The following is a 14318-nucleotide window of genomic DNA, read 5'->3' on the forward strand; positions in this document are numbered from 1 at the left end:
ATACTCAGCATTATCTGTTAATTTGAGATCAATTATGACACCTATTATTGGCTTTGCTGGCTACAGTGGCTCAGGGAAAACCACGCTATTAGAGCAAGTTATTCCACTACTAAAACAAAAACTGAGGGTGGGCTTACTCAAGCACAGTCATCACGATATTGATCCAGATAAACCCGGAAAAGATAGCTATCGCTTACGTCATGCTGGTTGTAGTCAAACACTGCTTGCAACAAAAGCACGTAATATTCTCTATTTTGAATATCCAGAGCAAGAACAAAAAGATCCTGTTCTAGCAGAATGTTTACAGCAACTAGATCATAGTAAGTTAGACATTGTGTTAATTGAAGGTTTTCGAGAAGAAGAGTTTCCTAAAATAGAGATTCATCGTCCCAATTACGGTAAACCCCTCTTATATCCTAACGATCCTAACATTATTGCCTTTGCGACAGATGATGAAACAGGTCTTGAAAAGGAGCTACCTCGTCTTGATATCAATAATCCATCAGAAGTCGCCAGATTTATTTTAGACTGGTTACAACAACAATAAGAGAGATGGTATGCACTATTGCCCACAATGCGGCTCGCCATCATTAGAGCGAGTTAGCTACAAAGAATTTATTTGTCAGCAGTGTCAATTTACTTATTTTCATAATGCAGCAGCGGCAGTTATGGTTGCCATTGTGGTTAATGACGAAGTATTAGTTGCAATTCGAGGTCGAGCCCCAAAAAAAGGTATGTATGATCTTCCTGGCGGATTTGTTGACCCAAATGAAAGCTTAGAACAAGCAGCCGTGCGTGAGATTAAAGAGGAGCTGGGGTTATCAATTCATTCGCTAACGTATGTTCACTCTTACAGCAATACTTACCAATATAAAACAGTAGAGTACAAAACCTGTGACTGTTTCTTTATCGTCAAGCTAAATCAAAAGCCTACCGTTATCGCTCAGGATGATGTGGCCGAAGTTCAATGGGTCAATATTCATAATATCGATATCACACAGTTTGCTTTTATATCAACTCAACAAGCCATTGAACATCTAAAAAAACAGGCTCACTCCCGACAAGAAATGGTGAATCAAGCCCAACGTTTAGGTGGTTATTAATCAGTTAAGCTCATTGCCTCAGGTTAATTAACACCAATAAAAATAGCCCCGATATTGACTATCTGGGGCTATTTTTATCTCACAAATGATTTTAATTCTCTGATGGTGTGTGTGGCGAGAAAATCATTACACCTAAATGCCCATTAGAGTTATATGACAACGTTAGTCGCCCTGCAAAAAAAGTGAATTGGTTTACATGGGCCAACTGTTCCAGATAACGTTTATCGGCATCTTGCTGCTCAGCGGTACACTCAGTAGTGTTCATAGTCGAATAATCAGCGGCTAAATTAATAAATCCTGGTCGTAAGGAATCACGAACGGCGATACTGTAACTGTGGCAGGCAGTTTTACCAATTAAGTGCTCATCTTGATAACGTAAAGTAATATTAGTCTTAGCGGAGACAGGCTCACCATATTGCCAACTATCCAATTTCCAACCACTATTATCTAACAGGTTTAACGTTAATCTCTGAACGGTTTCTTGGCTTTTCTCTTCTACTAGCTGATGATTTTTCAATTGCCATATTCGTTTAACCACATTACCTGGACAGCACATTGCATCTGTTGGGCTGGGTTCAATGGCCGTCATAATGATTTTGCCATTCTCAATGTGAAGATCTTTGACTCGTACCCGATCACCAACAAATTGAGTCGCAATATTAATAGGTTGGCCTAACCGATTTTCCATTACCGCAAGATATAAGTATTGTCCTGTGCCACCGGGGCTAAAGTCTAACATCACAACAGCATCATCTTGTTGATCAGCCGTTAAGTCTCCCTTAGCGATAATATCTGGTACAAAAATAACTTGAGGCATAATACTGCCTCCAGGTTGATAAGGTTCGCCGACCCAAATACCATTTTGCAGACGAAACGATGCTTCAATGCCATCGATGCCGTGATAAATCGTATTTTTTAAAGCAAAGAGTGAAAATGCTTGCGTTTTGGGTACGGCTAAACTGGAGCCATCTTTTGATAATGCTGCTGCCATCTGATATTTGCATGTCGAGCTATGCTCATTTTGCAAACAATCCATGAGTGATGGTGTTGCCATTACAGATGTACTCGCTATAAAAGCTGTCCCCGTCATTATTGCTCGAAGACACTTCATACCCACTCCTTCACAATCATAATTACTTATAAAATAGGTATTACCTAAAAACTAATGATATGACTTCATCAATCAAAACTAAGTTCATTTTATTTTGTGATGATCTCCATGCTCCTTCTTTGCTACCTAACTAAAGCGAAGCACAACCGTCACTCGCATCTTCTACCAGTATCAGTATAATGTCATACAAACATAACAATAATTTTCAACTAAGCATACGCCTCAGTTATCTATGCTTGAGTATCTGATGCTTGAATAACTGAAAGGCACATAGGTTTATCAATGCGCGTGAGCAACACTTATTTTCCTCTACTAGGACTGGTTCTCTCCTATTCAGCTTCAGCAGCCACATTTGCTGAATATCAACAAATACAGCAACAATCACCTAATCAAGTTCAAATTATCGATTGTCGAGACAGTAACTTTTATAACGGTTGGCCACAAAACACCATGAAATCTGGAGGCCATGTTCCGGGAGCAATCAGTTTAGATGCAAATTGGTTAAATCAAACCTCACCACATGCACTGTCTAACTTGGTGATGAGCAAGAGCATCTCAAACAAAAAACAAACATTTTTATATTGTGGTGAAAAAAAAGCTCAATCTTTAGCTCATGCATTAAAGTCTCAAGGTATTAATAATATTAAAATTATCACTCAGCCTATCGACCAATATCACGGTAAGCTAAGTGCTCTTCCTCGATTCCAGCATCTTGTACCAGCATGGTGGTTAAATGATTTAATCAAAGGTAAAGATCCACTATATGCTCCTAAAAATGGCTATAAAGTTGTTGAAGTTGCTTGGGGCCCACCAGCAAAATACTTACTGGCTCATATTCCAGGTGCTTACTACCTTAATACCAATGATATTGAATCAGAGCCTTGGTGGAACCGAGTATCACCTAAGCAGCTAAAACAGGTGATTAATGATCTTGGTTTACGCTATGACACTACGGTGATTTTATATGGTCGCGATAATACTGCCGCGGCTCGTGCTGCAAATATCCTGATGTATGCGGGAGTTAAAGATGTTCGTCTACTCAATGGTGGGTGGCAATCTTGGGTCGATGCAGGGTATTGCAGTGAGCCAATGCTAAATGAAAACCACGATAAGGTTGATTTTGGTAAGCCAATTCCAGCAAATCCAAACTACATTATTGATGTTCCACAAGCTAAGGCGTTGTTAAAACAGCCAAAGGATCAACAATCATTAGTTAGTATTCGTAGTTGGGCCGAATATACCGGTGAAACCAGCGGCTATAGCTATATCAAACCAAAAGGCCGAATCCCGGGTTCTAAATGGGGCCATGCTGGTAGTGACCCATATCATTTGGAAGATCTTCGTAACCCTGATGGTACAATGCGCAGTCCAAATGAAATCGCCCAATTATGGCAACAGTGGGATATTAAACCCAACCAAGATGTTGCTTTTTATTGTGGTACAGGATGGCGAGCATCTGAAGCTTTCTTTGATGCCTATTTAATGGGATGGAAAAATATTAGCGTATTTGATGGTGGCTGGTATCAATGGAGTGGTGATAAATCAAACCCAACAGCTGATGGTAATATTAAGCCACCTAAGCAGTAATCTAAATTAAAAATAAGCCACATATAGAGTCTTTAGCAGCTCTCTATGTGGCTTTTTCGTTTTATCGTTGTCTTAGTAATTTAACGTCAACGACTCGCCAACAACTCTATGGCACACCATGACCTTTAGATGCAACCCAAATTCGGTACCATTGCTCACGGGTTAATTGAATTTTCTGAGAAGCCAATGCTGACCGCACTCGCTCTATCTTTCCAGAACCAATGATAGCCAACGGTTTTGATGGCAATTGACGAACCCAAGCATAAATTACCTGATCTACACTTTCTGCACCCACTTCTTGAGCAATCGCAAGCAACTCCGCACGTAAACGGACAGCTTGTTCGGTTTGACCGTTAAACAGCTCACCACCAGCAAGACAAGACCAAGCCATTGGACGAATACGTAACTGTTGTAATAGATCCAGCGTACCATCATCGACCACACCAAAATTCATTGGATTAATTTCAACTTGGTTGGTAACTAATTGAAAATCTAATCGTGATTGCAGCAAAGAAAATTGACTTGGCGTGAAATTAGAGACCCCAAAGTGGAGGACTTTGCCTTGATCTTTTAATGATGAAAAAGCGTGAGCAACCTCATCAGCATCCATCAATGCATCTGGGCGATGAATCAACAACATATCGATATAATCTGTCTGTAAATTCCGTAATGACGCTTCTACAGAAGAAGTAATATGCTCAAAACTGGTATCGTAATGATTTATTTTTCTACTTGGATAATGTTCAGAGCACAGTTTAATATCACATTTAGTGATGATTTCGAGCTGAGAACGAAGTGACGGAGATCGATGTAAAGCTTCTCCAAATAGTGCTTCACAACGATAATCACCATAAATATCGGCATGATCAACGGAAGAGATTCCTAACTCCAAATGCTGATTGATAAAAGCAATTCGCTCTTCAACTGACATGTTCCACGACGCTAATCGCCAATACCCCTGAATGAACTCAGAAAGAAGTGGTCCATTTGGTGCACATTTTTCCTTACTTATCATGCAATATCATCCAATCTATGTACAAGGTTAGTGAACTCATACTAGAACTAACTGAGTTCACATGCAATGACACTAAATCTGATGAATTAGTCATTTTTTTGACACACCTATGACACCAATTTGATGCTTTCGATTAAGCTAATCATCTTCGTCATATTCATTGAGTTTTTTATGAGTGCTATTTTTCCGATCCCTGCTATTTCAATAAGTTCTCCTACTCATAAAATATCTAAAACTCAAAAATATCATAAGAAAACTAATGACCGTACTTCCCATGTAATTACTTGCAGCCCTCATTACACTGCTTATAACAAGTTAGGTGCATATATAGAACGATATAATATCGAGTCAAAACTAGATATTAGGGTTTAACCACCTACTATTTCCATTGATATTGGTATCAATATCACAATTCACCATTTCTATCCGTCATAATTTAGAATTTTATACTACGGTTATGGCAATAAACCACTAGCGATTTAAACTATGAGAACAATTTACACTCTTCTTCTATTATATTTATTTTCGGCTAGTAGCTTTGCGTATGCTCCAATTGATCAAAAAGAAAATATTCTTACATCCGAAGAAATTACTTGGCTCAATAATCAAGATGAAATCAAGTATGGTATTTTAAACCATGACTGGCCACCTTATTACATTCATAAAAAAGATGGTACTGTCGAAGGTATATATATTGATTATGCCAATGATATAAATCATTTTTTAGAAATTAGAAAAAAATCAAAATTTATTCCTTATTCTTCTATAAAGGAACTAGAGCGTGCTTTAGTCAATAATGAAATTGATGCAGTTGTGGGATTATCACCTACCCTTCGCCGTAATAAAATTATGTGGTTTACCCATTCTTTATACCAAGAAAGCCTAGGTATAATTATCAAAAACTCCATTATTGGGTTTGATGCTGATGCGATTGCCAACTTAAAATGGGGATGTGTAGCATCATCTAGTTACTGTGATGTTTTGATCACGGCTGGTGGCCAACATTTACAACAAACGAAGAATTTAACCGAAGCCATCACTTTATTTAAACAAGGAAAAATAGACGCTATTTTATCTGATTATGTTGTCCTATCTCAGCAAGAAGATGATATAAATAATGCTAGAATCATCAGTGCTGATTGGCTAAGAGCTTCAACACATAATATTGCAATACAAAAAAACAATGTCTATCTACGTGATATCTTTAATAAGGTTATCGAATTTACACCACAAGGCTCTGAAAGTAGAATTAAAGATGAAATAAAAAGCCAAACAAATAACATAAAAGCTGAAAACAAACTGACTAAAGTTATTCTTAGTAACCCAGAGATAAAACAAACAGCCTTTAGTTATACTCTACCAGGAAACTTAGTCCCATTTAGTGCTTTAAATACAAACAAAGGATTTACCCACGATTTACTGAGTCTCATATCTATGGAAACCGGATTAAGATTTAATTACTTAAAAACGAATGACTCAGTAGATTATAAAAAATTATTAACAGATCATAAAATTGATTTTTTACCGATTGCTAATGTTAATGATATAGATGCAGAACAGTTTCTTATAACAGAACCATATACAACATTAAAATATGCTGTAATAACAACGAAAAATAGACCTGAACTTTCAAAGCTTTCAGAACTTGCTAAGTTTAAAGTTGGAATGATAAAAAGCGAAAAATATTTCATTAATACCAATAACGCACAAGGGGATATTAAAAGCTATCCAAATTATAAAAACCTTATTGATGAGCTTCTTCAAGGAAAGGTTGATTATGTCGTCGTTGTATACAGTTCATTTATGGCCCATTTAAAACAACGTTATGGTATTAATGATTTTCGAGTTGCTTATATTGGTAATGATCTTGTTTTTCCAATTAGCATGGCGATACATAAAGAGAATCAAACATTAGCTCAAGTATTAAATCTTGCTCTTAAATCCGTTCCAGAAGAAGATATCAGCCAGTTAAGAAAAAAATACCAGCCATCTGTTATTTTAAAGGGATTTGACGAAAGTAAAGTTATTTTATGGACGTCTATTTCTATGTTTGTTGTCGCAGCGGTGATTGCTTTATTTTTGTTTTGGAGTAATCAATTAAAAAAAGAAGTAAAACGCCGAGAAAAAGCTGAAAAAAAAGCTGTCCAGCAATTAGACCTACTTAATGAGATTATTGAGTCAATTCCTTCTATGTTATTGATGCAAGATACCAATAATCAGCGCGTTTTTTGGAATAATAACTATAAAGAGACATTCTCTCAGTTCTGGAACCACAATAGCATGCAGCCAAGTTGGGAGGAGTACGATAAGTCAACCACTGAGAATGCAACTGTCCTCAAAACTGGAATGGATATCAACAACACTTCAAAAAGTAATTTACGCCAAACTATATTGCCAGATGGCACCACTGTTGATCTTATTTACACTAAAAAACTTATCAAAGATCGTGATAATAACAAACTAGGTGTCATGACGGTTCTTACCGATGTAAGCGATCTGATTCGTGCACAAGAAAAAGCAGAGCAAGCAATGCAAGCTCGTACTCACTTTTTAGCAACAATGAGCCACGAATTACGCACACCGATTGCAAGTATGATTGGTTTAATCGATATACTCGAAGAGAAAAATACATCTCAAGAGCAGAATGGTTATATAAACAATCTAAAATCATCTACTAATCATCTGCTATATCTTGTTAATGATATTTTGGACTTTTCACAAATAGAAGCAGGACAACTAAAACTCGATTATCAACCTTGTCGCTGGCTAAATGAAATTGGTCTATCTCTCACAAACTTTGCCCAAGAAGCTCAGCATAAGGGGGTGAAGTTTAACTTATTTTGGCAACCGACTAGAATCACGACCCTAACGATTGATTCTATTCGCGTAAATCAAGTGATTAATAATTTACTCAGTAATGCGGTTAAATTTACAGAAGCAGGCTCTATTTCCGTTTATATTGAGTTAACTCAACACTCGCTTCTGGTTAAAGTTATTGATACTGGCATTGGTATCCACGAAGAAAATATCAAGCGACTCTTCTCACCTTTTGAACAAGCAGAAACAACGATAAGTCGTACCTATGGGGGGACGGGTCTTGGCCTTAGTATTTGCAAGCAGCTGGTTGAAATGATGAAGGGTAAAATTGAGCTTCACAGCCAATTAAACAAAGGGACAACGGTGAGCTTTAAGGTGCCATATAGCCAAGGAGATATTGAGCCAATTGCGCAGAATGGCCCTATTTACTTAGAAAAAGCCAATCCCACAATCGAACAATGGTTAAAAATATGGGATATCAATTACCGTATTGCAACCAATAAAATAGACTTTCCTCTGTTGCAAATTGATGCCGCATATAGTGCTCAACATCCTTACAATATACCAACCGATCCTCTATTTCCTGGGCAATTGCGAGAGCTAATTGAAAGAATAAACAATAATGACGATACAATATCGACGAACCATAAGACTCAATATCCACATTTACTAGGCCGCATTCTTGTTGCTGAAGATCATCAAATTAATCAGATAATACTCAACAATATGCTGACTCAATTTGGTATAGAGGCCGACTTTGCTAATGACGGAGAAGAGGCATTAAATTTATGGCAACAAAACCACTACGATCTATTATTAACAGACTGTCATATGCCAAATATGGATGGTTATGAGCTAGCGAGTCAAATTCGACAAGGGTCCATCAATTCTCACGTTCCAATTATCGGTATCACGGCAGATTGCTCAAGCCAAAGTACGACAAGAGGGTCTCTGATGGGGATGAATCATGTCATGTTTAAGCCCTATGGCATTGATGAACTTTATGCTCAGTTAACTCAATATCTTTCAGTAAGCTTAAACCATACCGCTTCATTAGAGCAGATAAAATCACCTGAAAACATCTCAGTGAAACCACAATGGCTTTCCGCATTTTCAGAACATGAACCAATAAATGATATTGCTCAAGTTTTTGTTTTATCAATGAAAGATGATATAGAAGCACTTACTTTAGCCATTAATCAGGGTAATTCAGAGCAAATCAGGCGAATAGCTCATAGAGTAAAAGGCGCTCTTAGCTTAGTGAAGTTAGAGCACTTGGCAAATATGGCTGCAAATTTACAAGCATCAGCAGAAGCCGAAACGGATTTTAGTCTTATTACACAGCAAGCCACTGCCCTACAAAAAGAAATTACCGCTGAAATTGAGACAACATCAAACTGGTTATCAACTTATGACTGAAATAAAAAGCACGCAATGCCAAACCTCTACTCTACCAATGGATAAAAAAATCTTGGTACTAGAAGATCATGCATTTCAACGCTGGTTTCTAGTCAATAGTATCAAACAGCTAGGGTATCAATCGGTTTTAGAAGCCGCTTCTGGGCAAGAAGCTTTAGCTATTTGTCAGCAACAATCCATTGATATTATTTTATGCGATCTCGAACTGCCCGATATGGATGGTATCGAAGTATTACGAAAACTGTCAGAACAAAAGAAAGCACTTTCCATTATTCTTTGTAGCGCAGTAGATGAGAGTGTACTTTGTACTGTCAGTAAAATGGTCGAGGCATCTAACCTTATACTGTTAGGCCAAGCAACAAAACCGATAGAGAAAGAGCATCTATCACAACTGCTTAATAAAAGTGTCTGTTTTTCGTGTGCTTCTAATCAACAAAACCCAGGTTTTCAACCATCGCTGATAGATATTCAAAAAGCGCTAGAAAATAAAGAATTTAGCGTCCATTATCAACCTAAGGTGTGTCTAGATAATGGTCAATGGACAGGGATAGAAGCCTTTATCCGTTGGCCCCACCCTGTTTATGGCATGATAGCACCTAATCGTTTTATTCCGATTGCCGAACAGGACGATATTATCAATGCCTTGTTCCTTTATATTGCAGACCAAGCCATTACCGATTTAGCTAACTTACATCAGCAAGGATGGCAGGGAACCGTTGCAATTAACCTTGCTGCTAAAAACTTAGTCCACTTTGAAACTATGCAAGCAATGGTGAACTTGGTCGCTGATTCAGAAGTAAGTTCCAAGGACATAGTCTTAGAGTTAACTGAGCGTCAAGCTCTACCCGCTCAAGCTGAACGCTCTTTAGAGGCGATGGCTCGTCTCAATATGAAAGGATTTAAACTATCGCTTGATGATTTTGGTACCGGTTTTTCATCACTACAGCAGCTCGACTATTTTCCCTTTAGTGAAGTAAAACTCGATCGCTCTTTTGTTGATAACTGCCAAAGCAGTATTTTTAATCAAACCGTGATTGAATTTTGTATGACGCTAGCAAAACGACTGAATTTGAATGTGGTCTTTGAAGGTATTGAAGATCTTGAAACACTCAATTTCTTGCGAACGTTTCAATATGGTAGTGCTCAGGGCTTCTTTATTGCCAAGCCAATGCCATACGAACAGTTACTCGAATGGCATCAACAGTGGCAATTACAAAACCCAATACAAGATATATAAAATCTGTTCCCCAAGTGACCTATGTTCAACCTAAAAGTCACTTGGATATAGCTTTATCGTTTCACACACAGACTAGAGCGTACAGGTTGCTTTTCTATCTCTACCAAAACTTTAGCTGAGTTAGCACTGTAAGCTTTGTTAAGTGATGATACGCCTAACTTATGCTTTAGATAGTTTGTATAATCATTAAACTTATATTGGCTATATGCTTTAGGATACATACGGCTACAGCTATTATACCAATCAACATAATGTTCAAAGAACAACGTTGCCTGTTGCTCTGTCATTTTAGACATCATAATGGCCATATCTTTTGATAGCTGAAAGTGCTGATAATCGATAGGCGAATTCCAAAAACCGCCCCAATATAAAAAACCATTACGAGCAAAAATATCAACCACAGTTTCAGCCATCCCTTGGCGATCTGGTTTACCATAGCGATATATTTCACGATTGGCGTATTTTGTTCCTTCTACCGGACTGTATTTCGCTTGTCCTGTACGAGGAAATGTGACGAACGGATTTTGAACTGGATTTAAATCAATTGCAGCACCATAGGCGTGTAGGGATAGACTACTCGTTCCCTCTACCGGTCGGTAATTAAAAGCCGAGGTATTATTAGCGATCATCGATTTTGTATCATCACCACGATATTTTTCAATCGGCTCTGCTTTATGAATAGGAAACCCTTGCTGATACAGTTCATCAAAGATTTTACCTACATAAGGAGCAACCGCATCCATCACAATGATCTTTCCATTCGAATGCTTATGTCCAGAAAAGTCCCGATAATTAAATGTGACTTGCTTTAGACGCTGGCATGAAACAGGCGCCGAAGGAGACATCACTCCAACATTTTTCATTGCCAGGCACTGTTCATTCGTAATCGCCGTCACTGTTGCGGCTGAAACATTACCGGTAAAGCAAGCAACTCCAACGATAACGCCCAGCGAAATATAGTGTTTATTCATCATCCCTTTCTCTTATATATAGCTAAGTCACTTTAAAATACGCAGCTTGTGACAATCACCTGATTAACAGACAACAAAAAGACGCGACAGTGCGCGCCTCTCTTTAAATAAAACAGTACCGACAAATTAAAAGCTGATTGGCTTACGTCCTGTTGTACTATCAGGTTTACCGCCAGCCGCTTTATTGGCTGATTTTTTCGTTACTGAACGGTTACCCGCCGACTTTGATTTATGATTTGCTGGTTTTTTCTTCTCAGCTGGCTTTGACGCTTTTTTCGCGTTTGGTTTTATATCTGTAATGTTTTTTTCAACAGGCTCTTGAACGGGTTGATCACATAATACAACGTAAAACTCGCCATTAAACTCAATTACATCACCATCGTACATTTTGCAGCGCTTACGTTGCTCAATTTCACCATTTACAGCAACATAACCTTCAGAAATAGCGTATTTAGCTTCACCACCACCACTCACTAAGTTGGCAATCTTTAATACTTTATACAACTCAATCGGCTGTGCTGAAACAACTATCTCAAGCGCTTCAACTTCAATTTCTTCACACATGGTTTTACTTCCACAAAAATAATCGTTAATTCTACCTGAACTCAGGCTAAAAAAGGAAAAAATGGCTAACTCAAACAAAAAAGCATAAAGGTTCTTTTTTTATAACTCTTTTTCATTAATATTTATCAAACATTCGCAATAAAAAAACACCAACAAAAAAATTACATCTTTAATACAAAGCTAGCTAACACATCTGACAATCCTCGTCTAATCTTGCTAAATGTGGCAATTTTTTGAGCGGTTATTCGTCAGGAGGCAAAAAAGCCGGAGCAAAAGCAAGCGAATAATCATTTAATTTCTCACACCTATGTTCTGTTATACATAAGTAGTGCTATACTCTGCACCCTGACATGTGACAGTAATTGTTTATTAGAGAAAAACAATGACAGATTTATCTAAATACAGAAACATTGGTATTTTCGCGCACGTTGATGCGGGTAAAACCACTACTACTGAGCGTATCCTTAAGCTTACTGGTAAAATCCATAAGATCGGTGACACTCACGATGGCTCTACTACTACTGACTTCATGGAGCAGGAAGCTGAGCGTGGTATCACAATCCAGTCAGCAGCAGTAAGCTGTTTCTGGAACGATCACCGTCTAAACGTTATCGATACTCCAGGACACGTTGACTTTACAGTTGAAGTATACCGTTCTCTTAAAGTTCTTGATGGCGGTATCGGTGTATTCTGTGGTTCTGGCGGTGTTGAACCTCAGTCAGAAACTAACTGGCGTTACGCTAACGAATCAGAAGTATCTCGTCTGATCTTCGTTAACAAACTGGACCGTATGGGTGCAGACTTCTACAACGTTGTTGACCAAGTTAAGAACGTTCTAGGCGCAACTCCACTAGTTATGACTCTACCAATCGGCCGCGAAGAAGACTTCGTAGGTGTTGTAGACGTTCTAACTCGTCAAGCGTATGTATGGGATGACACTGGTCTTCCAGAAAACTACGAAATCAAAGAAATCCCTGCGGATATGGTTGATGACGTAGAAGCTTACCGTGAAGAGCTAGTTGAAACTGCTGTTGAGCAAGACGACGATCTAATGGAAGCTTACATGGAAGGTAACGAGCCTTCTATCGAAGAGCTTAAGCGTTGTATCCGTAAGGGTACTCGTGACCTAGCATTCTTCCCTACTTTCTGTGGTTCTGCATACAAGAACAAAGGTATCCAGCTTGTTCTTGACGCTGTTGTAGATTACCTACCAGCTCCAGACGAAGTTGACCCACAGCCTCTAACTGATCCAGAAACTGGTGAAGAGACTGGCGAAGTAGCTACAGTATCTGCAGACGAGCCATTCCGCGCGCTTGCATTTAAGATCATGGACGACCGTTTCGGCGCCCTAACTTTCGTACGTATCTACTCTGGTAAGCTAAACAAGGGTGACACTATCCTTAACTCAGCTACTGGTAAGACTGAGCGTATCGGCCGTATGGTTGAGATGCAAGCAGACGAGCGTAACGAACTAACTTCAGCTCAAGCTGGTGACATCATCGCTATCGTTGGTATGAAGAACGTTCAGACTGGTCACACTCTATGTGATCCTAAGCACGAATGTACTCTAGAACCAATGATCTTCCCAGTACCAGTAATCTCTATCGCTGTAACTCCTAAGGACAAAGGCGGTTCTGAGAAGATGGGTATTGCTATCGGTAAGATGGTTGCAGAAGATCCATCATTCCAGGTAGAAACTGACGAAGAAACTGGTGAAACTATCCTTAAAGGTATGGGTGAACTTCACCTAGACATTAAGGTAGATATCCTTAAGCGTACATACGGCGTTGACCTAATCGTTGGTCAGCCACAGGTTGCTTACCGTGAAACTATCACTACTCCAATTGAAGATAGCTACACTCATAAGAAGCAGTCTGGTGGTTCTGGTCAGTTCGGTAAGATCGACTACCGCATCAAGCCAGGTGAGCAAGGTTCAGGCTTCAAGTTCTCTTCAACCGTTATCGGTGGTAACGTTCCTAAAGAATTCTGGCCTGCAGTAGAGAAAGGCTTCGAGTCAATGATGCAAACTGGTCCTCTAGCAGGCTTCCCAGTTCTTGACGTTGAAGTTGAGCTATTCGACGGTGGCTTCCACGCAGTTGACTCATCTGCAATCGCATTTGAAATCGCGGCGAAAGGCGCATTCCGTCAGTCTATGCCTAAAGCTGGCCCTCAGCTTCTTGAGCCAATCATGCACGTTGACGTGTTCACTCCAGAAGACCACGTTGGTGACGTAATCGGTGACCTTAACCGTCGTCGCGGTATGATCAAAGATCAGCAAGCTGGTACTACTGGCGTACGTATCAAGGGTGATGTACCTCTATCAGAAATGTTTGGTTACATCGGTACTCTACGTACTATGACTTCTGGTCGTGGTCAGTTCTCTATGGAGTTCGCACACTACGCACCATGTCCTGCAAACGTTGCTGAAAAAGTAATCGCTGAGCAGAAAGAGAAAAACGCTAAGAAATAATTTTTAATTATTCTTGCTAATCTC

The 14318-nt window shown here is 39.0% G+C and carries 10 protein-coding genes; 6 read left to right on the plus strand and 4 right to left on the minus strand.

Annotated elements, in window-relative coordinates; genetic code table 11:
- The first annotated feature begins 34 nt into the window (after nucleotides 1–34).
- Nucleotides 35–547, plus strand: a complete 513-nt coding sequence (gene mobB / locus WAX86_RS09625) for a molybdopterin-guanine dinucleotide biosynthesis protein B (RefSeq protein WP_065170956.1) — start codon at nucleotides 35–37, stop codon at nucleotides 545–547.
- 10 nt (nucleotides 548–557) lie between these two features.
- Complete coding sequence (locus tag WAX86_RS09630) at nucleotides 558–1103, plus strand: NUDIX domain-containing protein (RefSeq protein WP_341488712.1); 546 nt, start codon at nucleotides 558–560, stop codon at nucleotides 1101–1103.
- 91 nt (nucleotides 1104–1194) lie between these two features.
- Here WAX86_RS09630 and WAX86_RS09635 read toward each other — a convergent pair whose 3' ends face one another.
- The gene (locus WAX86_RS09635) at nucleotides 1195–2214 is read right to left on the minus strand and encodes an META domain-containing protein (RefSeq protein WP_081313162.1); all 1020 of its coding nucleotides are present in this window, start codon (nucleotides 2212–2214) and stop codon (nucleotides 1195–1197) included.
- A 282-nt stretch (nucleotides 2215–2496) separates the two neighbouring features.
- On the opposite strand from WAX86_RS09635, the gene WAX86_RS09640 reads away from it, so the two are divergent.
- Nucleotides 2497–3801: a rhodanese-like domain-containing protein gene (locus tag WAX86_RS09640; RefSeq protein WP_341488713.1), complete on the plus strand. Its 1305-nt coding sequence runs from the start codon at nucleotides 2497–2499 to the stop codon at nucleotides 3799–3801.
- A 106-nt stretch (nucleotides 3802–3907) separates the two neighbouring features.
- Here WAX86_RS09640 and WAX86_RS09645 read toward each other — a convergent pair whose 3' ends face one another.
- Nucleotides 3908–4816 (minus strand): aldo/keto reductase family oxidoreductase, encoded by a 909-nt coding sequence (locus tag WAX86_RS09645; protein WP_068969178.1) that lies wholly within the window; start codon nucleotides 4814–4816, stop codon nucleotides 3908–3910.
- Between the two features lie 486 nt (nucleotides 4817–5302).
- Here WAX86_RS09645 and WAX86_RS09650 point away from each other — a divergent pair, with 486 nt between their 5' ends.
- Nucleotides 5303–9052 (plus strand): ATP-binding protein, encoded by a 3750-nt coding sequence (locus WAX86_RS09650; RefSeq protein WP_341488714.1) that lies wholly within the window; start codon nucleotides 5303–5305, stop codon nucleotides 9050–9052.
- A complete protein-coding gene (locus WAX86_RS09655; protein ID WP_341488715.1) occupies nucleotides 9045–10289 on the plus strand; it encodes an EAL domain-containing response regulator in 1245 nt (414 codons plus the stop codon). The genes WAX86_RS09650 and WAX86_RS09655 overlap by 8 nt, the downstream gene beginning before the upstream one ends.
- Before the next feature lie 53 nt (nucleotides 10290–10342).
- On the opposite strand, the gene WAX86_RS09660 is transcribed toward WAX86_RS09655, so the two are convergent.
- Complete coding sequence (locus tag WAX86_RS09660; RefSeq protein WP_341488716.1) at nucleotides 10343–11263, minus strand: M15 family metallopeptidase; 921 nt, start codon at nucleotides 11261–11263, stop codon at nucleotides 10343–10345.
- Nucleotides 11264–11386: 123 nt separating this feature from the next.
- Complete coding sequence (locus WAX86_RS09665) at nucleotides 11387–11824, minus strand: RNA-binding S4 domain-containing protein (RefSeq protein WP_044175231.1); 438 nt, start codon at nucleotides 11822–11824, stop codon at nucleotides 11387–11389.
- 382 nt (nucleotides 11825–12206) lie between these two features.
- Between WAX86_RS09665 and fusA the strand changes: the two genes are divergently transcribed.
- Nucleotides 12207–14294, plus strand: a complete 2088-nt coding sequence (fusA, locus tag WAX86_RS09670; protein ID WP_148109131.1) for an elongation factor G — start codon at nucleotides 12207–12209, stop codon at nucleotides 14292–14294.
- Nucleotides 14295–14318 lie beyond the last annotated feature (24 nt).

Source organism: Photobacterium damselae subsp. damselae, assembly GCF_038086725.1.
GTDB lineage: Bacteria > Pseudomonadota > Gammaproteobacteria > Enterobacterales > Vibrionaceae > Photobacterium > Photobacterium damselae.